We start from the raw sequence: 18530 nt of genomic DNA on the forward strand, positions 1-18530 counted from the left end.
GATAAAGACTAGCAAAAAGTTTAAATTTGCTAGTCTTTTTTGTTTATTTCAATTTAGGTTTTTCAGGTTTTTGTTTTCCATTTATTTCATTAAAAATTGAAGCAGAACTTTGAGTACTCTCACTTAAATTATTATTATTAAGATGAAAACCGTACGACTCCATAAGTGTTTTAAACTCTCTAATTGTTAATGGTTTTGCATCCTCAGCTAATTCGAATCCTAATAAGCCATTTGGTTCTATTGTAGCAAACTTAATATCATCAAATTTATTAATTTCGAATACGCATTTCTAATTGATTAACCGTTAAACGTAGTTTTTTAAAATTTTTAACATTCAACTTCCCGTTTTCTACTACAATTTTTGATTTTCCTGTAAAAAATTTTTCAAGAGTATTCGATTTCACCTGCAAATATTCTAATACAGGTAGAGTTAATACAAAAACTGTGGCAGCAACAATTGTTTTAGTTAAGCCTTTTTCAATAATTGGAGTAACGATAATTGTACCGATCGAAAATCATAACAATTGTTTGGGGCAACGTCATTTGTGAAATTGATTTTCTTCCAGCTATTCTTAATAGTAAAATGCCAGCTAAAATTAGTATGAATGAATGAAAAATAGTATGCATCATGTTAATTCCCCTGTCAAATATGGGTAAGGAGTACATATGTCTTTGATAAAGCATAATTATTTTTTATAGACAATTTCAATGATTAGATAAATACTTAATTAATTTTCTTTTAATTTTTAGATTTATGCATTTGTTTCTAAATGATCAATGCTACTAATCACAATATTTCACTGAAATTTTAAAGTAATTTCTCAGCTTTTTGGTATAATTTAGGATAAGGATACTAAAAAGGTGGAGATTATTTTGAAAAAGGGATCGATTCTCTTAATAGCTTGTTCACTACTTCTTTCTGGTTGTGGTGCAAAGAGTGACAAGGAAATAAAACCAACACCAAGTACAAAACAAACTGTAGGTCAAAGTAATGAGATTGACGTTGAAAAGCTTTCACCAACACTTGAAATTACAGAAGCTAATGGGCTTGTAAAGATGAAGTATTCATTACGTAATGATAATAAAATCTCTGCAAACTTTACATTCCCTTCATCTCAAAAAGTTGATTTTACAATTAAAGATGAAAGTGGACAAATAGTTTATCAATCATCTCGAGAAATGGTATATGCACAAGTCATTACAAATGTAGCGGTTCCTAGCGGAAAAACACAAGTTTGGGAAGAGCAAGTTAATTTTGTAAATAAAAACCTTCCATATGGGGATTATGAAATAACAGCAAATATCGTTGCAACAAAGGTTAATGAGAAGAATCTTAATGGAGAAATTAAACCAGCTACACAAACAATTTCTTACAAGAAACTTCTTCAGTAAATTAAGAACTAACGAAAAAATAAAAAAACAACCAAAGGAGTATTCCAATGGTTGTTTTTTGTTTTTAATGCTTTAAATTAAGCATTAAAGCTTTGACTATTATTAGCTTTTCGCTCTTCTGCTTCGGCTAATGTAAAGTGATAAGGGAATTTTTCAGAGTACTTTGTAACAGAATCAGAACTTTGTTGAATAAAGCGCTTAGACTTATTACTTTTGCCCATTATGATTCCCTCCTAAATAGGAAAGCTTTTTGTTTTTGACTTCGTAAGAATTTCCAATAGTAATTGATCGATATCAAAAAGTGGATAATCCCTTTGGTGAAGTCCTTAATAGAATGCTCATTTAGCAAATTGTTATAAGTGGTTATTATTAGTTATCTTTGAAATTAATGACAAAGAAGAATTATATTTTTAAGTTGAAAAAATCTTCTAGGAAAATTGCGATTCCATCATCTTGATTAGATAATGTCGTGTGGTTTGCAATATTCTTTAATTGATGAATTGCGTTATCCATAGCAACACCATGACCTGCATATTCAATCATTTCCAAATCATTGTCCTCATCCCCAAAAGCTATAATGTTTTTTCGAGGAATATTATAGAAAGAAGCTACTTTTTGTAGACCTATTGCCTTATTCATGCCTGCTTTAACAATTTCGATTATATGATGAGGTGCTGCCCAACGTCGGTGATCGATTACTTCAGCATGGACATTTGATAGGTGCTCACGAATGCTTGCAACATGAGACTCTTCACTATCGATTAAAAGACATGTTGGCGCGTGTGTAAGATTTATAACTAAATCTCCGTGGATTATATCTTCTTTTAAATAGTGGAAAAGTGGGAGAATCTCTTCTTCGTGTTTATCTGCGTATACATCGTCCATTACTTCAGCATACATATTTTTTAATTCATACTCTCTACAAGAACTAATTACCTCTTTTGCAACTTCTAAAGGTAATGATTCGTGATAAACACCCCATGAATCATCTAGAGGGTGATGAACATAAGCACCATTAAAGTTTACAATTGGAGTTGTTAGTTTTAATTGGTCATAATACATTTTACTAGCTCTAAAAGGTCTACCAGTTGAAATGCATACTTCGTGACCCTGATTCTTTAACTGTTGGATCACTTTTAAAGTACGTTCGGATATTGTTTTTTCATCCGTTAATAAGGTGCCATCTAAATCTAGTGCAATTAAGTGTTTTGTTTTCATATTCATCACCTTTTATTTTTTAATGTTAATCTTTTTAAGAAAAAATATTATTGGATAAAAAGCCAATAATTACTAATGATACCATCTTTTTAAAAGTAAAAACTTTCTTTTTAGAGGAACAATAAGAACCTAAAAAGAAGGAGGAATACATTATGGGTCAAGCACATCAATTTCGACCAGGCGACAAAGCACCAAATAATGGGGTATACGTGGAAATCGGTGAAACAGGAAGCAATGTAACTCGCCCAAAACAAATTAAGCTTCAGGCTGGAGAAGTTTTTCCAGATACACAAAACCATAATAGAAAATGGACATATAAATCCAAATTTAAATAATTGTGGATCATTGAAGAGTACCCATCAGTAGAAACTTAAAAGAGGTATAAAAAAAGCGCTTTCGATTAATTGATCGAGGGCGCTCTTTTATGCGTTTACAATATACAAAATATTGAATGTATTTATCAAAATTTTAGTATTTTATAAATTATCTAAATCTATAATTGATGACATATGTATATACCAAGTTGAACGTTTTTGGGTGCTACAACATATGTTATATATAGATTTTAGTGGTGTTTTGCAACAGGTTCGTTAGGAATTATTGCTTCGCTAAGAACTGAAATAGCTAAAGATAATACTACAGCCATAACTGAAGCAGTTGTGAAGTTATACTCTCCGCCAGTCATTGAACTTAAAACGTAAGCTCCCATTTGGCATAAAACAAAGCTCCAGAACAATGTCATAATAAAACGCACTCTAATCACTCCTATCTAGTTAGTTCTTATCATATTATATACCTAGAAATTTGATAATTGAAGTTATAATTAAAAAGTTTTAATTAAAAAAAGTAACTTAAGAATTTTTTATACCAATTTTATAATTCCCCAAAAATACTACATTAATAATAAGGTGATAGGAATGCCTGTAACTGAGAGATTTTTTAAACAAGAGGATCAATATGCAGTTATTCATCTACCTATTAGACCGAATGGTTTCGGAGTACTCTATATCGGTGGGAATACTCATTACGTAGATAATGCACATAGTTGCTTATTGCAGCATTTTGATAAAAGAAAGTTATTATCAACTTTAACAGATGATGGGTACACAGTATTCACTTCAAATTTATATGGAAAAAATTGGGGTTCTGATGACGCTGTCGATTTAGCAGAAAGCTTATATCATTCAGTTATGAGAAAAGAAATTTTAAACCCATCAATTCATATAATTGGAGAAGGTACTGGTGCATTAGTCGTTTGTAAATTACTTGGCCTCTTAAAGGGTAAAGTCAGAAGTGTTTCATTATTAAATCCTTCGTTAAATTTAAAAAATGAATTAGATTTAGAAAGAGAAAATAAATTGTTCTATAAAAGAACAGTTCATGAAATTTTAAAAGCATATAAAGCGTCGGATATATATATGGTTATAGATAGAGAATGTTTTTTTTATGAAACAATCTCACCAATTAAAATATACACTACAACAAGAAATCATTATAAATGGAAAAGTGATATTAGACTTTTAGAAGAAGAGCGACATAAAAATAATTTACCGATTTCGATTTTGATTTCATTAGAAGAAAAAAAATTTGACTGTGGAAAAAACTTAATAAGGTTTTTAAAAAAATATCAGGATGTTTTATAGTCTCTATATTTTTTTTGAATAAATTTCCTAAAAGAAGGAGGTTAATAATGAAAAAGTGTGCTGTAATTGGATCCAGTGGATTTATAGGATATGAGTTAGTTTGCCAACTAATGGAATATAATGATGTTTCAGCAGTTGTGATGGAAAAAGGAAATGAAAGTGATTTAATAAGTGAAGAAAAAATCTTTTCAATCGGAAGGAATGCAAGGGTCATCTTTTTAGATGAAGAGCAATTTTTATTAGAGAATGAGCAATATGATACTATTTTTATATGTCATTTTTATGATGAACTAAAGTTAAAAGGCTCAATTAAAAGTATAGAGTTTACAGAAAAACTATTTAACAAAATCATTGGCAAAAGTAAGGATATTATCTTTTTATTATCTACCAAAAAAGAATTAGCTGATTTAGAAAGAACTGTTAATGAATTGAGTAAAAATATAGACTGCAATATTACTTATATTGAAATTCCATCTTTATATGGACCTTGGGAGCCGTCAGCAGGCTTAGTACATGAATTGATTGTTCAAGAACTAGGAAAGAGGAATGTTTCCATAAAAAATGTATATGGTTCTAATGAAATTCTATTTGTAGAAGATGTTGGTAAAGCAATTCGAATAATTTCTGAGAAGGAATTAAAAGAACATAAATATATCATTACAGCTAAACAATGTATGCACTTACCAGAGGACGGGAATTTCAGCGGATTACAAAATATGATTGAAGGAATAAAGTTGGCTCAAATGAGAAATTATATTGATGCAACTCCTTTTGTTATTATTAATACAACTTCATTTGAGGAAGGTATACAAAAGCAAAAACAGCAAATTCAACAGCATTTTCATCTTTACTAATGAAATACATTACTCAAATAGGGAAATGGTTCATTTTGAACTATTTCCTTTTTTGTAGTAGAATACTATTCGTTTAAAAATTCGCTTTGGCTTTGAGGTTCGTCCAATTGAATGGTATTCTTTTTAAGAAATGATTCATCTTTTTTACATAGCCTTGATTTAAAAAGATAAAAATGTAGACAAAGTACATATTATTTCATAAAATTAGTACCAGGTAATAATAAGAAGACATAAAAATAATAAAGTAAGGCGGGGATATTAATGAATGCTGGAATTTTAGGTATTGGCTCATACGTACCCGAAAAAAAGTTAACTAATTATGATTTAGAACAAATGATGGATACTTCAGATGAGTGGATTGTTAGTCGTACTGGCATTAAAGAAAGAAGAATTGCTAGTGACGAACAAGACACATCTGATTTAGCATATGAAGCGGCAGTAGAAGCTTTAAAAGATGCAGATGTAAAAGCAGAAGAACTTGACTTAATTCTAGTTGGAACTGTTACTCCAGATAAGTCGTTCCCATCAGTTGCTTGTGTAATTCAAGAAAGACTTGGAGCTAAAAATGCAGCTGCAATGGATATTAGTGCTGCTTGTGCTGGATTTATTTACGGAGTTGTTACTGCAGCTCAGTTTGTAAAAACTGGTACATACAGTAGAGTTCTAGTAATTGGTGCTGAAAAGTTAACTAAAATTGTTAACTGGGAAGATCGAAATACAGCAGTTTTATTTGGTGACGGTGCAGGTGCTGCAGTTATCGGTCCTGTAAGTGAAGGAAGAGGAATTCTTTCTTATGAATTAGGAGCGGACGGTACAGGTGGTAAACATCTTTATAAAGGTGGAGATCACTTAGTAATGAATGGTCGAGAAGTGTTTAAATTTGCAGTTCGTCAAATGGGAGATTCTTGTGAAACTGTTTTAAAATTAGCAGGATTAACAAAAGAAGAAGTGGATTTCTTAATTCCACACCAAGCAAATACTCGTATAATGGACGCTGCAAGAGAAAGATTACAGCTTCCTAAAGAAAAAATGAGTGTAATTATTGATCGTCATGGTAATACATCTTCATCTTCAATTCCAATTGCATTAGTTGAAGAATATAAAAAAGGAAATGTTAAAGAAGACGATGTATTAGTATTAGTTGGATTTGGCGGCGGATTAACTTGGGGTGCAATTGCACTTCGATTCGGAAGATAATCTAATTGAAGGAGGATTTTTTAAATATGAAAAAACGAGTTGTTATTACAGGTTTAGGTGCAGTATCACCTATTGGTAATGATATAAATACAGTATGGGAAAGTTTAATGAATGGAAAGAGTGGAATTGGTGTTCTGACTCGAAAAAATCCTGATAATTTCCCTGTTAAAGTTGCAGGAGAAGTAAAAGACTTTGATCCTGAAAAATATATTGATAAAAAAGAAGTAAAACGCATGGACCGCTTTACTCATTATGCAATTGCAGCTTCAAAAATGGCATTAGAAGATGCAAACTTTACAATTGATGAAGAAATTGCTCCTAAAGTAGGTGTTTGGATTGGTTCTGGTATCGGTGGTATGGAAACATATGAAGAACAGTTTAATACTTTCCAAACAAAAGGTGCACGTCGAGTAAGCCCATTCTTTATTCCAATGCTAATCCCTGATATGGCTTCTGGACAAGTATCTATTTTAACTGGTGCTAAAGGTCCTAATGGTTGTACAGTTACAGCTTGTGCTTCTGGTGCAAGTTCGATTGGTGATGCTTTCAAAATTATTCAACGTGGCGATGCAGTTGCAATGATTACTGGTGGTGCCGAAGCACCGATTACTGATATGGGTCTTGCTGGATTCTGTGCTGCAAGAGCTTTATCATTAAATCCAGATCCTGAAAAAGCCTGTCGTCCATTTGACAATGCTCGTGATGGCTTTATCATTGGTGAAGGTGCTGGAATTGTATTCCTTGAGGAATTAGAACACGCATTAGCTCGTGGAGCGAAGATTTATGCTGAAATCGTTGGATATGGAACAACGGGTGATGCACACCACATTACAGCACCCGCTCCAGGAGGAGAAGGTGGTGCTCGTGCAATGAGAATGGCACTTGATGATGCTGGTTTATCAGTTGAAGATATTCATTACATTAATGCACATGGTACAAGTACTGAATTAAACGATAAATTTGAAACGATGGCAATTAAAGAAGTATTTGGTGAACATGCATACAATGTACCAATTAGTTCAACAAAATCTATGACTGGTCATATGCTAGGAGCAGCTGGTGGAATTGAAGCAATTATTACAGCATTAACAATCCATAATAAAGTAATTGCTCCAACGATTAATCACCAAGAAACTGATAGCGAATGTGATTTAGATTATGTACCAAATGTTGCTAGACCATTTAATGTAAAAGCAGCAATTTCTAATTCATTAGGATTTGGTGGACATAATGTAACTTTAGCATTTAAAGAATTTACTAAATAAGTTTAAAATTTATTTTGGACACGAAAGCTTAGGTCTTTACCTAAGCTTTTTTTTATTAAAAATCCCAGTGTAAAAAAAGTAACTTTCACTAGTTAATTATCATACTTTAATAGTAAATTGAGGTGGTGATTAACTTGGGATAATGCCAACTTATAAATGGGTTGATTTTATTGAAGATAAACAAATGGTAATGAAAAAACTTTTACCATATTTTCCGAAATATAATGAGGAAAGTTTATATAAATATCTTCTTTCCCACGGTTTATCGAGGCTGTCAACTTTGAGTAAAGATGATCTGGAACAACTAAATGAAAAAAGTATATGGAAAAGCCTTTCTGAAGAGTTTGAGAAGTTAAAAAGAGAATTTAACGGACCTGACCTTCCTATATTTATTTTACCTTGTCATAGGACCGGAAATATGTTTAAAAACACGACTTATCAAAGGGGTGGAATCGCACATAAAAATTGTATTTGTTTATTTTTGTCCCCTTTAGAAGGAATTTTACAACATAAAGCAGTATTATTACATGAGTATCATCATATTGTAAGATTGACAAAGTTATATAAAAACAAAAAGGTCACATTACTTGATGCTATGATTTTAGAAGGTTTAGCCGAAACTGCAGTTTTAGATCTGTATGGAGAAGCGGTTCAGGCACCATGGACAAATCAGTATTCTTCCAAGCAATGTGAATTATATTATAAAAAATATTTAATTGATAAACTTGAGATAACAAGTAATGATGATAAATTTTCAAAATACTTGTATGGTGGGAACGGAATTCCAAAATTATTGGGTTACAGTGTTGGATATGACATTGTTAAAAGTTGTACAGAGCAGACAGAATGGTCAACTGATATCCTTTTACGAACGCCAAGTAAAAGGATTAAGGAAAATGCAATACATTATCTTTCGATTTGAATGCAAACGATTCCAGAGCAGATCAGAGCGTATATAATGTATTGCTTAGTATTAATGTATCAGAGATGCTTTAATCTATGATATTTTAATGAATTATTGACTATTTTTCATTCAGTTTGTTAAACACTTTTTGTAATTCAGTGGAAAATGGAATAAATTAGTGAATCACTGACCATACTGAAAGTTACATACAGTTGTGAAGTGAGGGGTAGTAAATGTTGTATTTACATGATGTATGGGTCAATTGGTTTGAAGGTGAAGAAAATGGTTACAATGTCTGTCATTTTTTTGAATGGAGAAAAGATGATAGTGTTGAATTATTAGACCAAGTTCCAGTCATTAAAGTTACTCCAGAGTTATATCAGTATATTGAAAATGAACTATTAGAGCTTCCTTCCGGTCTATTAACTGAAGTGTTCCAAAAGTCTTATGTAAGAAAGAATCACGAGCGTATTCAGCTAGATTATTGCTTTGTAGTAACTGACGGTAATGGTATTATTGCGGTGGACACAATTGGGTATAATATTCCAATTCGAAAAAGCCGATTAATACCTAGGCAAGAACAAATGGTGTATGATATGACAGCCGAGATTGAAGAAACTCACTATAATCTTCAAAATTTAGTAAATGATGATACAAAAGAACATCATATACTGTCACCGTCGCCTATTATTATGAGCGGACTAACAAGAAAAGAAAGACAGCTAAAGCAGTTATTATTTATGGCGCTAGATCAACTCCATTCATCAAAAAATCCATCGGAGATTCGCTATTGGTACACTGAGTGGAATCCGAGATCGTATCAACAAATTCAGGATTTGTCATTTGAGGACATTTGGTCTCAATTATATGACGAAATAAAGAGTGGATGGTCAGAGCGACATGAGCAATTATGTGGAAGAATCGTTAAAGGTCAACCTTTCTTTGAAAAACTATGGGAAATGGAACACGAACAAAAAGTAAACTAAAAGAGGTTATTTACCTCAAAACGAAAAGACCTACAAGGTGATAAGAGCCTTGTAGGTTTTTTAATGATTTATTGATATTTCGTTCTTTTCCTTACAGTAAAGAAAAAGGCGTCTCAAAAGTTCATTGACTTTTAAGACACCAATTACTAAGTAAGGATTATTTTTTTCTCTTGCGACCTAATCCCATAGCATTTTCCATTTTCTTAATCATTTTATTCGCAACGGCATTTGCTTTTGCAGCTCCTGCATCTAAAATATCATCTAATTCAGTCGAGGAAATAATTTCTTTATATCGTTCTTGTAATGGGCGTAAACCGTTAACTACTACATCTGCAACATCTTGTTTGAATTCTCCATAATTTTTACCAGCGTATTTATTTTCCAATTCTTGAATTGTTTCACCGGTAAATGCTGAGTAAATGCTTAATAAATTCGAAATACCAGGCTTATTTTCTTTATCATACTTAACAATGCCTTCAGAGTCAGTTACAGCACTTTTAATTTTCTTTTCAATTACTTTAGGGTCATCTAAAACAAAAATTGTAGCTTTTTGATTTTCATCGGATTTACTCATTTTTTTAGTTGGATCAGCTAAACTCATAATTCTAGCAGCGTCTTTACTAATTCTAACTTCAGGGATCGTAAAGATATCATTATATTTCTTATTAAAACGCTCTGCTAAGTCACGAGTAAGCTCTAAATGTTGCTTTTGGTCATCCCCAACTGGAACTAAATGAGTACCGTATAAAAGTATATCTGCGGCCATTAAAGGTGGGTAAGTTAATAAAGCAGCAGATACACCATCTTTACCAGATGATTTATCTTTAAACTGTGTCATACGCTCTAATTCACCGATATATGATATACATTGCATCATCCATCCTGCTTGAGCGTGTGCGGGTACTTCTGATTGGATAAAAATAGTTGATTTTTCTGGGTCTAATCCAGCAGCAACATAGATTGCAGATAGACTTTGAATGTTTTTACGTAAAGCGAGTCTGTCTTGCGGTACTGTTATTGCATGTTGATCAACAATACAGAAATAACAGTTATAATCATTTTGTAATTCAATGAATTGTTTTACCGCACCTAAATAGTTACCTAAAGTAATACCTCCAGATGATGTTGGTTGAATTCCACTAAAAATAGTTTGCATCTTTAAATCCTCCTAAATAAAGCTAAATAAAATAAAAAAAGCGGCATAATCTCTCTATTACATAGAGACGATTAAACCGCGGTACCACTCTAGTTATTCCAAATATGGAATCACTCATGCATGAAATCATGCTCTCATCTATCGTTTGAGTTACGTCGAAGCCTACTTATACTAGCTGTTCGGTTCGAAGCTCAGAAGTCCATTCGACAGGGAGCATGACTTGTTTTCACCATCCACAAGCTCTCTTAACATGCTAAATCTGTGTACTACTCTTCATCACAGCTTATATATACTTTCTATAGATAATATCTTAATTATATTCAACTTTCAAGATGTTGATACATCATTTAGTAAATAATGATAAAACTGAATAAAAAAGAAAGGATAACTAAAGTTATTGAAGCCATCAGTAATGGTTTTGTAATTGAAAATCGATATCTTCTATAAATCATATCCTTTTTAACAGTAAGTGATTCATCACCTGTCATTTCTGCCATCTGTTGGTCTCGAGTTCCGAATACTTTACGCATTCCAAAGCGAGTGATATTAAAAAATCCACTTTGTACGATTAATAAAAAACCACCAATAACAAATAATGTTAGTCCAATATAGAACATTGTGTTCGTGAAATGAAGGAAAAAGTTTAATGTTCCTTGGGTAAAAGAAAGGATTGCTGCTAGTACTATCGCAGATAATACAACAATAATATAGTGTTTCGACATTTAGTTTGTGATCCTCCTGTTGGAAAGAATTATATATTGTAGACTTAATAATGCTATACTATAATAATAATGTAAATAGTTTTAACTAATCGTTACAAAATATTTTTAAATTGTTAGCATTTTTAAGACTATTCTCTTTATTTTAACAAATTATTTAATTTTATTTGTCAAAATTGTTGTAAAACTCTCATAAAAATGTATAATAAAATTTGTAGAAAAAAATCGATACTTATCGAAAATTCTACTATAAAAATTCAGAATTGTATATTAACTTTCTGTATTTTAACCTACATTGCATTAGCATCTTAGGGGGTATACATCATGGATTGCGAGATATGTTACGATAAATAAATTTGCTATACTGAAATTTGCAATTTGAATTTTTGAATAAGCAATCATTTTTTTACCAAATTTATGAATAAATATCTAAATAAGCTATTTTTTATAAGGATCCCAGCTCAATTTATAAGGGGAAAAATTGTAAAGAATTATCTGTTTAGAATAATAATTTAGAATTTTCCAGTAAAAAAATATTGACCAAAAGCGTCATTGCGAATACGCTTACATTGTTGGAAAAAAAAGCTTAAGCAAAAATTTACACCATTTTACATCAAATGAAAAAAAAGGATTAAATGATTAATCCCATGTTTGAGAATAATATGGACAAGAAGTTAAATCGATCGAAAAAATTACAGAATTATAATTGGTACAAAAGAGTATGCGGAGTAGATCCAAATAGGAAAAGATCCAAATGCTCTCATTTTTACAAAAGAATTATCAAAAAATAAAAAAAAAAAAAATTTTTTAAATTAATAAGGGGGTGCAGTTGTGGGACGTTACGTGCTACAGAGATTTATTTACATGTTTGTCACACTATTTTTAATTTGTACTGTTACATTTTTCTTAATGAAGTTGTTACCAGGTTCTCCATTAAAAAACCCAGAGAAATTAACACCTGATCAAAAACAAATTATCTTTGCTAAATTTGGGTTAGATAAGCCAGTTCCTGTACAATATGCAAAGTACATGGAGAATTTAGCTAAAGGGGATTTAGGAGTTTCATATAAATACGATAATCGTCAAGTAACTGATATGATCAAAACTCGTATTGGTCCATCAGCTCAATTAGGTGCTCAAGCATTATTATTAGGAACATTTATCGGATTAATCTTCGGTATTGTTGCTGCATTAAAAAAGAATACTATATGGGACTATGGTTCTACTGTTCTAGCAGTTTTAGGTATCTCGATACCATCATTCGTATTCGGGGCAGTCTTACAGTATTATTTAGCAGTAAAATTACATCTGTTCCCGGTAGCGTATTGGGAAAGCTTTAAATACACGATTCTACCGACAGTTGCATTGTCAGTATTCGTAACAGCAACTGTAGCTCGATTCTCAAGAACTGAGTTAATCGAAGTTATGAACTCAGAGTATATCGTAACAGCAAAAGCAAAAGGTATCTCTCAATTAGGCGTAATCATTAAACATGCCCTGCGAAATGCATTAATCCCAGTAGTCACAATTTTAGGTCCTATGGCTGTAAACTTAATGACTGGTACTTTAGTTATTGAAAATATGTTTGCTGTACCTGGATTAGGTTCTCAATTCGTTCAATCAATTGTAACAAATGACTATTCAGTAATTATGGGTACAACAATTTTCTATAGTGCATTATTATTAATCGTAATTTTCGTAGTAGATATTTTATACGGTGTAATTGATCCACGTATCCGTTTAGCAGGAGGTAAATAAATAATGAACAACAACACAGCTCAAAAAATTTCATCTGATTTATTCCAACCTGCAAATGTAGATTTGAATAACGCGGATAAAATTTCTAGACCTTCAGATTCATTCTGGAAAGACGCTCGTAGACGTTTTAGGAAAAATAAAGGTGCAATGTTAGGTTTTATTGTCCTAGGCATCTTATTATTCTTCACATTATTTGGTCCAATGATGAGTGGACATTCTTATAAAGACCAAGATTTAAAAAGATCGAAATTACCACCAAAAATTGGTGTATTAGAAAATGTAAAATTCTTACCATTTGATGGAATTGATCAATATGGAAACGATGTATATAAAAACAAAAATATTAAAGAAAACTATTGGTTTGGTACAGATGATTTAGGTCGTGACCTTTTCACAAGAACATGGGCTGGTGCTCGAGTATCAATCTTAATCGGTTTATTAGCAGCAGTAATTGATATGGTAATTGGTGTAACCTTCGGAGGTATATCGGGATTCTTTGGTGGAAGAGTAGATACGATCATGCAACGTATTGCTGAAGTATTAATGGGTGTTCCTTATCTAATCGTAGTAATCTTATTCATCTTAGTATTTAAAAACCCAGGTATTCTTTCAATCGCTTTAGCGATGGTAATAACAGGTTGGGTAGGTATGTCCCGTATCGTTCGTGGACAAATGTTAAAATTAAAAAATCAAGAGTTCGTTTTAGCTTCAAGAACATTAGGTGCAACTAATACTCAATTAATTGGAAAACATTTAATTCCAAATATTATGGGTCCAATCATTATAATGATGATGTTCACAATTCCAAGTGCAATCTTCGCTGAAGCATTCTTAAGCTTTATCGGTCTAGGTATTGCACCTCCGAAAGCATCATTAGGTTCTTTAGTAAGTGATGGCTTCAAGTCATTACAAACTTTCCCACATATGATGATTATTCCGGCGGTTGTAATCAGTTTATTAATCTTAAGTTTCAACTTAATTGCTGACGGGTTACGCGACGCTTTAGATCCAAAGAGTAAGTAATATTTGAGAGGAGAATGAACTATGAGTAAATTATTAGAAGTAAAAGATTTATGTGTCTCCTTTTATACTCATGCTGGTGAAGTTCAAGCGGTACGCGGAGTTTCATTTGATCTTAAAAAAGGTGAGACATTAGCAATTGTAGGTGAATCTGGTTCAGGTAAATCAGTAACATCAAAAGCATTAATGGGGTTAATTCCAAACCCGCCGGGTAAAATTAAGAGCGGTGAAATCTTATTCGATGGAAAAGATTTAGCTAAATTAAGTGAAAAAGAAATGCAAGGTATTCGTGGGAAAGAAATTTCAATGATTTTCCAAGATCCTATGACTTCTTTAAATCCAGTATTAACGATTGGATATCAAATTACAGAAGGTTTAATAAAGCACCAAAAAATGAGCAAAACTGAAGCAAAGAAAATTGCTTTAGAGTTAATAAATCTAGTTGGAATTCCAAATGCTGAAGCACGTTTCAAACAATATCCACACCAATTCTCAGGCGGTATGAGACAACGTGTTGTTATTGCAATGGCGCTAGCATGTAATCCAAAATTATTAATCGCCGATGAGCCAACGACAGCTCTTGACGTTACAATTCAAGCTCAAATTCTTGAGTTAATGAAAGAAATTCAAAGAAAAACTGATTCAGCAATTATCTTTATTACACATGATTTAGGTGTAGTAGCGAATGTTGCAGATAAAGTGGCAGTAATGTATGCAGGTAAAGTAGTTGAAATTGGAACTGTAGACGATATTTTCTACAATCCAAAACACCCTTACACTTGGGGACTTTTAGCTTCAATGCCAGATTTAGATAATGAACAAGGAGCAGAATTAGTAGCAATTCCTGGTACACCACCGGATCTATTAAATCCTCCAAAAGGTGATGCGTTTGCACCACGTAATCCAAATGCTTTAAAAATTGACTATGAAATGGAACCTCCTATGTTTAAAGTGTCTGATACACATTACGCTGCAACATGGCTATTACATGAGGATGCTCCAAAAGTTGAACCACCTGAAGCCGTTATCAAGCGTATTCAACGAATGAAGGAAGGTGAAGTAAATGTCAAATAAAGCAGAAAAATTAGTTGAAGTTAAAAATTTAAAACAATACTTTAATACAGGTAAAACAACAGTTAAAGCAATCGATGATGTTACATTTGACATTTTCCGTGGTGAAACTTTCGGTTTAGTAGGTGAATCAGGTTCTGGTAAATCTACAACTGGACGTTCAATCATTCGATTATATGATGCGACTGATGGACAAGTAATTTTCGATGGTGAAGATGTACATGGTAAGAAAAGTCGTAAAGAGTTAAAGCAGTTTAACCGTCGTATGCAAATGATTTTCCAAGATCCATACGCTTCATTAAACCCGCGTATGAAAGTTGCGGATATCATTGCAGAAGGTATTGATATTCATGGCTTAGCTCGTAACAAAGAAGAGCGTATGAAAATGGTTTATGACTTACTTGAAACAGTAGGTTTAAATAAAGAACACGCTAACCGTTTCCCACATGAATTCTCAGGTGGACAACGTCAACGTATCGGTATTGCGAGAGCACTTGCTGTACAACCAGAATTTATTATCGCTGATGAGCCAATCTCAGCTCTTGACGTGTCAATTCAAGCTCAGGTTGTAAACTTAATGAGAAAGCTTCAACAGGAAAAAGGTTTAACATATCTATTTATCGCCCATGATTTATCAATGGTTAAGTATATTAGTGACCGTATCGGTGTAATGTACCACGGTAAAATTGTTGAGCTTGCAGATAGTAATGAATTATATGATTACCCAATGCATCCTTACACAAAATCATTATTATCAGCAATTCCGCTTCCAGATCCTGTTTATGAGCGCAATCGTAAACGTATCGTTTATGATCCAAAACAACACGATTATTCAAACGAAGAGCCAAAATTACGTGAAGTTCGTCCTGGACATTTTGTACTTTGCTCTGAAGCAGAATTTAAAAATTATCAACAAATGTATAAATAATAAATCAATCCTAGTGAGTTTGTCGCTAGGATTTTTTTAATTGGAAATAAGATTAGGTTAAGGGTTCATGAGGAAGTAGAACAACAAAAAGAAGCAAAATGGTTCCTCATAAGAGGTTCATGAGGAAGTAAAACAGCAAAAAGAAGTAAAATGGTTCCTCATAAGAGGTTCATGAAGAAGTAGAAATACTAAAATAATGTTAAGGGAAAATTAAGGTGGAGGTTTTATGATAAAAGTGTAGATATGGGTATGTGTAATAATGGTAGGATAAGCTTAAAAAAAATTAATCAAGAGTGTACAATGATAACCAAATTTTTAATTCAAAGCCCCTGAATTTAATATTTCAAAGTACTGTACCGTAGGACGAACTAGTGACCTTAGTCATTCTACATTGGTTATACACTAAACCTTATCAAGGCAAAAAAAAAAGAAAGGGCCTTTGCCCTTTTTTAATCGTAAATTTCTTATAAGTCTGTTCTTAATAAGTTTTTTTACGGAACTTGCCTTGGCCACCAACTTGTTTGAAGTTTGCAGACATTCTGTCAGACATATCAACAAATTGACTTTTTTTACTTCTACCAAATATTTTTTCGCCGATCGCGTTTGTAAACACACCATTAAGTGCAGTAATTCCAATTACTAACAATGCAACAATCAATAGATCAGTTATGTAAGCTGCCATAAGATTAGCCTCCTAGGAATGTAAGCGTTACTATTATTGTATTAAAAATTTGGTGAAATAGAAAGGATAAATAAGCTTTTTCCAAATAATTATTTTTGGTCTTTTTATAAAGCAATCTTGTTTTTAATATTGTAACTTTAAGGAATAAAATTGTGTGAAACGAAGGTGTACTTGACTCATTTAGGAAATGCTACCGGAAGATAAAGGACTGAAAGATCGGATGAAACAAGAAAGCAGGTTTCATTTACGGATAGTGAGGTTTACGGAGTAAAATGTAGCTGTCATATACGAAAAATGTATCAAAGAAATTTGCCTATATTTTACTTGGAAATTTACTGAAAATTGTACACCTTTTGTATAGGTTTTTTTAAATTTTTTTACAAATTTGTATATATTTATTTTGCACAATACTGTATAATGTGAACATATGGTGGTAGATTAAACTAATTATAATTAACCAATTCTTATAAATTAATACACATAACTATATTACTTTTATTTAAAAGAGTAGTTAGGGGGAGAGCAAAATGGTAATTTTGTATAATTCACCAAGTTGTACGTCTTGTCGAAAAGCAAAAATGTGGCTAGAAGATAATAATATTCCTTATAAAGAAAGAAATATTTTTTCAGAACCATTATCAATTAATGAGATTAAACAAATTTTACGTATGACTGAAAGTGGTACTGATGAAATTATATCAACAAGATCAAAAATTTTCCAAGAATTAAATGTAGACTTAGAAAGTCTTCCTTTACAAGACTTATATGAAATCATTCAGAAATATCCTGGTTTACTTAGAAGACCAATTATTATTGATGAGAAACGTTTACAAGTTGGTTATAATGAAGATGAAATTAGAAGATTTTTACCGCGTTCAGTTCGCACATATCAATTAAGAGTAGCGCAACGTTTAGTTAATGAATAAATCTACGTTTTGAATTGTGAAAAAAATTACAATTCTTGATTAAGATTCTCAATCATATTGAACAAATACCTATTCATATTATATAAAAAGCTGTAAAAAGTTAAATGCATACTTTTTACAGCTTTTTTTTAACAATTAGGATGTTCGCTTACGGTATCGAATATTATTAAAATAGTAACCTATAACAATGGTGAAGATTATACAAGATGAACCGACAATTAATTCCATATCGTTCCGCCCGTTTATATATTGACTGATAAAGGGCTCGTCTATTAACATCTTGCTAGCTGTTATTGAAAGAACAGAAGCCCCTACAAAACTCAAAATTGGATATCTTTCTATAAACCATAAAACGATTTTACTTCCCCAAATAATAATTGGAATTGAGATGGAAAGACCTAAGATGACTAATGATGGCTTTCCATTTGATGCCCCAGCTATTGCTAATACGTTATCAATCCCCATTACTAAATCAGCAAACACAATTGTACGAATTGCGTGGAAAACTGTGTAGTTCTCCTTTATAGAAGGGTTGTCATCCTCCTGAATAATTAATTTGCAAGCTATGTACAAAAGTAATATTCCGCCAATTAAATGTAAGAATGGGACCTTAAGGACGTAAATTGCACATATTGTTAGGATAATTCGTAAAACAATTGCGGTAATACTACCGAAAATTATCGCTATGTTACGTTGCTTATATGGTAATTTTCTACATGCTAATGCAATGACAATAGCATTATCTCCACCTAAAACAATGTCTATAATTACAATCATTAAAAAGGACCATATATAATGAAGATCTATCATG

The 18530-nt window shown here is 32.0% G+C and carries 20 protein-coding genes, 1 pseudogene and 1 other annotated feature; of the genes and pseudogenes, 13 read left to right on the forward strand and 8 right to left on the reverse strand.

Going from position 1 to position 18530, the window contains the following annotated elements:
• Nucleotides 1–43: 43 nt before the first annotated feature.
• Nucleotides 44–627 (reverse strand): annotated as a pseudogene (locus ACFVRR_RS00570) (DUF421 domain-containing protein).
• 246 nt (nt 628–873) lie between these two features.
• On the opposite strand from ACFVRR_RS00570, the gene ACFVRR_RS00575 reads away from it, so the two are divergent.
• Nucleotides 874–1392, forward strand: a complete 519-nt coding sequence (locus ACFVRR_RS00575) for a BsuPI-related putative proteinase inhibitor (protein WP_387323600.1) — start codon at nt 874–876, stop codon at nt 1390–1392.
• Between the two features lie 77 nt (nt 1393–1469).
• On the opposite strand, the gene ACFVRR_RS00580 is transcribed toward ACFVRR_RS00575, so the two are convergent.
• Together ACFVRR_RS00580 and ACFVRR_RS00585 are read right to left on the reverse strand one after the other, a co-directional pair.
• Nucleotides 1470–1613 (reverse strand): hypothetical protein, encoded by a 144-nt coding sequence (locus ACFVRR_RS00580; protein WP_172445653.1) that lies wholly within the window; start codon nt 1611–1613, stop codon nt 1470–1472.
• Between the two features lie 181 nt (nt 1614–1794).
• Nucleotides 1795–2610, reverse strand: coding sequence for a Cof-type HAD-IIB family hydrolase (locus ACFVRR_RS00585; protein WP_387323603.1), 816 nt, complete (start codon nt 2608–2610; stop codon nt 1795–1797).
• A 152-nt stretch (nt 2611–2762) separates the two neighbouring features.
• On the opposite strand from ACFVRR_RS00585, the gene ACFVRR_RS00590 reads away from it, so the two are divergent.
• Complete coding sequence (locus ACFVRR_RS00590) at nt 2763–2945, forward strand: YjzC family protein (RefSeq protein ID WP_056473610.1); 183 nt, start codon at nt 2763–2765, stop codon at nt 2943–2945.
• Nucleotides 2946–3175: 230 nt separating this feature from the next.
• Here ACFVRR_RS00590 and ACFVRR_RS00595 read toward each other — a convergent pair whose 3' ends face one another.
• Nucleotides 3176–3364: a YjzD family protein gene (locus tag ACFVRR_RS00595; protein WP_069032973.1), complete on the reverse strand. Its 189-nt coding sequence runs from the start codon at nt 3362–3364 to the stop codon at nt 3176–3178.
• Between the two features lie 163 nt (nt 3365–3527).
• Between ACFVRR_RS00595 and ACFVRR_RS00600 the strand changes: the two genes are divergently transcribed.
• The 6 genes from ACFVRR_RS00600 to ACFVRR_RS00625 all read left to right on the forward strand — a co-directional run bounded on the left by ACFVRR_RS00600 (nt 3528) and on the right by ACFVRR_RS00625 (nt 9459).
• Nucleotides 3528–4253 (forward strand): alpha/beta hydrolase, encoded by a 726-nt coding sequence (locus ACFVRR_RS00600; RefSeq protein ID WP_335480526.1) that lies wholly within the window; start codon nt 3528–3530, stop codon nt 4251–4253.
• Nucleotides 4254–4300: 47 nt separating this feature from the next.
• Nucleotides 4301–5107, forward strand: coding sequence for a hypothetical protein (locus ACFVRR_RS00605; RefSeq protein ID WP_387323606.1), 807 nt, complete (start codon nt 4301–4303; stop codon nt 5105–5107).
• A gap of 261 nt (nt 5108–5368) precedes the next feature.
• Nucleotides 5369–6304, forward strand: coding sequence for a beta-ketoacyl-ACP synthase III (locus ACFVRR_RS00610; protein ID WP_331223381.1), 936 nt, complete (start codon nt 5369–5371; stop codon nt 6302–6304).
• 26 nt (nt 6305–6330) lie between these two features.
• Nucleotides 6331–7569, forward strand: coding sequence for a beta-ketoacyl-ACP synthase II (gene fabF / locus ACFVRR_RS00615; RefSeq protein ID WP_248266712.1), 1239 nt, complete (start codon nt 6331–6333; stop codon nt 7567–7569).
• Between the two features lie 142 nt (nt 7570–7711).
• Nucleotides 7712–8491 carry a DUF2268 domain-containing putative Zn-dependent protease gene (locus tag ACFVRR_RS00620; protein WP_387323610.1) on the forward strand — a complete coding sequence of 260 codons (780 nt, stop codon included), beginning with the start codon at nt 7712–7714 and terminating at the stop codon, nt 8489–8491.
• A 215-nt stretch (nt 8492–8706) separates the two neighbouring features.
• Nucleotides 8707–9459: a YjbA family protein gene (locus ACFVRR_RS00625; RefSeq protein ID WP_387323612.1), complete on the forward strand. Its 753-nt coding sequence runs from the start codon at nt 8707–8709 to the stop codon at nt 9457–9459.
• 157 nt (nt 9460–9616) lie between these two features.
• Here ACFVRR_RS00625 and trpS read toward each other — a convergent pair whose 3' ends face one another.
• Nucleotides 9617–10615: a tryptophan--tRNA ligase gene (gene trpS / locus ACFVRR_RS00630; RefSeq protein ID WP_387323615.1), complete on the reverse strand. Its 999-nt coding sequence runs from the start codon at nt 10613–10615 to the stop codon at nt 9617–9619.
• Nucleotides 10616–10675: 60 nt separating this feature from the next.
• Nucleotides 10676–10904: a binding site (T-box leader), on the reverse strand.
• 58 nt (nt 10905–10962) lie between these two features.
• Nucleotides 10963–11337: a DUF3899 domain-containing protein gene (locus ACFVRR_RS00635; RefSeq protein ID WP_387323618.1), complete on the reverse strand. Its 375-nt coding sequence runs from the start codon at nt 11335–11337 to the stop codon at nt 10963–10965.
• Between the two features lie 828 nt (nt 11338–12165).
• On the opposite strand from ACFVRR_RS00635, the gene opp3b reads away from it, so the two are divergent.
• The 4 genes from opp3b to ACFVRR_RS00655 are packed head-to-tail and all read left to right on the forward strand — an operon-like array spanning nt 12166 to nt 16111.
• Entirely contained in the window at nt 12166–13092 is a 927-nt protein-coding gene (gene opp3b / locus ACFVRR_RS00640) for an oligopeptide ABC transporter permease (protein WP_387323620.1), read from the forward strand.
• A gap of 3 nt (nt 13093–13095) precedes the next feature.
• On the forward strand, nt 13096–14115 hold the full coding sequence (opp3C, locus tag ACFVRR_RS00645; RefSeq protein ID WP_387323622.1) for an oligopeptide ABC transporter permease: 1020 nt from the start codon (nt 13096–13098) through the stop codon (nt 14113–14115).
• Between the two features lie 21 nt (nt 14116–14136).
• Nucleotides 14137–15186: an ABC transporter ATP-binding protein gene (locus tag ACFVRR_RS00650; RefSeq protein ID WP_387323624.1), complete on the forward strand. Its 1050-nt coding sequence runs from the start codon at nt 14137–14139 to the stop codon at nt 15184–15186.
• The gene (locus ACFVRR_RS00655; protein WP_387323626.1) at nt 15176–16111 is read left to right on the forward strand and encodes an ABC transporter ATP-binding protein; all 936 of its coding nucleotides are present in this window, start codon (nt 15176–15178) and stop codon (nt 16109–16111) included. The genes ACFVRR_RS00650 and ACFVRR_RS00655 overlap by 11 nt, the downstream gene beginning before the upstream one ends.
• A gap of 478 nt (nt 16112–16589) precedes the next feature.
• Here the strand turns inward: ACFVRR_RS00655 and ACFVRR_RS00660 are convergent, their stop codons facing one another.
• Nucleotides 16590–16793, reverse strand: coding sequence for a hypothetical protein (locus tag ACFVRR_RS00660; RefSeq protein ID WP_097973667.1), 204 nt, complete (start codon nt 16791–16793; stop codon nt 16590–16592).
• A gap of 527 nt (nt 16794–17320) precedes the next feature.
• Here ACFVRR_RS00660 and spxA point away from each other — a divergent pair.
• Nucleotides 17321–17719, forward strand: a complete 399-nt coding sequence (gene spxA, locus ACFVRR_RS00665) for a transcriptional regulator SpxA (protein WP_387323629.1) — start codon at nt 17321–17323, stop codon at nt 17717–17719.
• Nucleotides 17720–17854: 135 nt separating this feature from the next.
• On the opposite strand, the gene ACFVRR_RS00670 is transcribed toward spxA, so the two are convergent.
• On the reverse strand, nt 17855–18526 hold the full coding sequence (locus ACFVRR_RS00670; protein ID WP_387324887.1) for a TerC family protein: 672 nt from the start codon (nt 18524–18526) through the stop codon (nt 17855–17857).
• Nucleotides 18527–18530: the final 4 nt, after the last annotated feature.

The sequence above is a fragment of the Gottfriedia sp. NPDC057948 genome (assembly GCF_042887255.1).
In the GTDB taxonomy this organism is placed as follows: Bacteria; Bacillota; Bacilli; order Bacillales; family Bacillaceae_G; genus Gottfriedia.

Excerpts from the sequence above, each read along its gene's own strand:
- trpS (WP_387323615.1), bottom strand. The coding sequence starts at position 10,615 with ATGCAAACTATTTTTAGTGGAATTCAACCAACATCATCTGGAGGTATT.
- ACFVRR_RS00625 (WP_387323612.1), top strand. The coding sequence starts at position 8,707 with ATGTTGTATTTACATGATGTATGGGTCAATTGGTTTGAAGGTGAAGAA.
- ACFVRR_RS00590 (WP_056473610.1), top strand. The coding sequence starts at position 2,763 with ATGGGTCAAGCACATCAATTTCGACCAGGCGACAAAGCACCAAATAAT.
- ACFVRR_RS00660 (WP_097973667.1), bottom strand. The coding sequence starts at position 16,793 with ATGGCAGCTTACATAACTGATCTATTGATTGTTGCATTGTTAGTAATT.
- spxA (WP_387323629.1), top strand. The coding sequence starts at position 17,321 with ATGGTAATTTTGTATAATTCACCAAGTTGTACGTCTTGTCGAAAAGCA.
- opp3C (WP_387323622.1), top strand. The coding sequence starts at position 13,096 with ATGAACAACAACACAGCTCAAAAAATTTCATCTGATTTATTCCAACCT.
- ACFVRR_RS00655 (WP_387323626.1), top strand. The coding sequence starts at position 15,176 with ATGTCAAATAAAGCAGAAAAATTAGTTGAAGTTAAAAATTTAAAACAA.
- ACFVRR_RS00580 (WP_172445653.1), bottom strand. The coding sequence starts at position 1,613 with ATGGGCAAAAGTAATAAGTCTAAGCGCTTTATTCAACAAAGTTCTGAT.
- ACFVRR_RS00620 (WP_387323610.1), top strand. The coding sequence starts at position 7,712 with ATGCCAACTTATAAATGGGTTGATTTTATTGAAGATAAACAAATGGTA.
- ACFVRR_RS00605 (WP_387323606.1), top strand. The coding sequence starts at position 4,301 with ATGAAAAAGTGTGCTGTAATTGGATCCAGTGGATTTATAGGATATGAG.
- ACFVRR_RS00650 (WP_387323624.1), top strand. The coding sequence starts at position 14,137 with ATGAGTAAATTATTAGAAGTAAAAGATTTATGTGTCTCCTTTTATACT.
- ACFVRR_RS00585 (WP_387323603.1), bottom strand. The coding sequence starts at position 2,610 with ATGAAAACAAAACACTTAATTGCACTAGATTTAGATGGCACCTTATTA.
- fabF (WP_248266712.1), top strand. The coding sequence starts at position 6,331 with ATGAAAAAACGAGTTGTTATTACAGGTTTAGGTGCAGTATCACCTATT.
- ACFVRR_RS00610 (WP_331223381.1), top strand. The coding sequence starts at position 5,369 with ATGAATGCTGGAATTTTAGGTATTGGCTCATACGTACCCGAAAAAAAG.
- ACFVRR_RS00600 (WP_335480526.1), top strand. The coding sequence starts at position 3,528 with ATGCCTGTAACTGAGAGATTTTTTAAACAAGAGGATCAATATGCAGTT.
- ACFVRR_RS00635 (WP_387323618.1), bottom strand. The coding sequence starts at position 11,337 with ATGTCGAAACACTATATTATTGTTGTATTATCTGCGATAGTACTAGCA.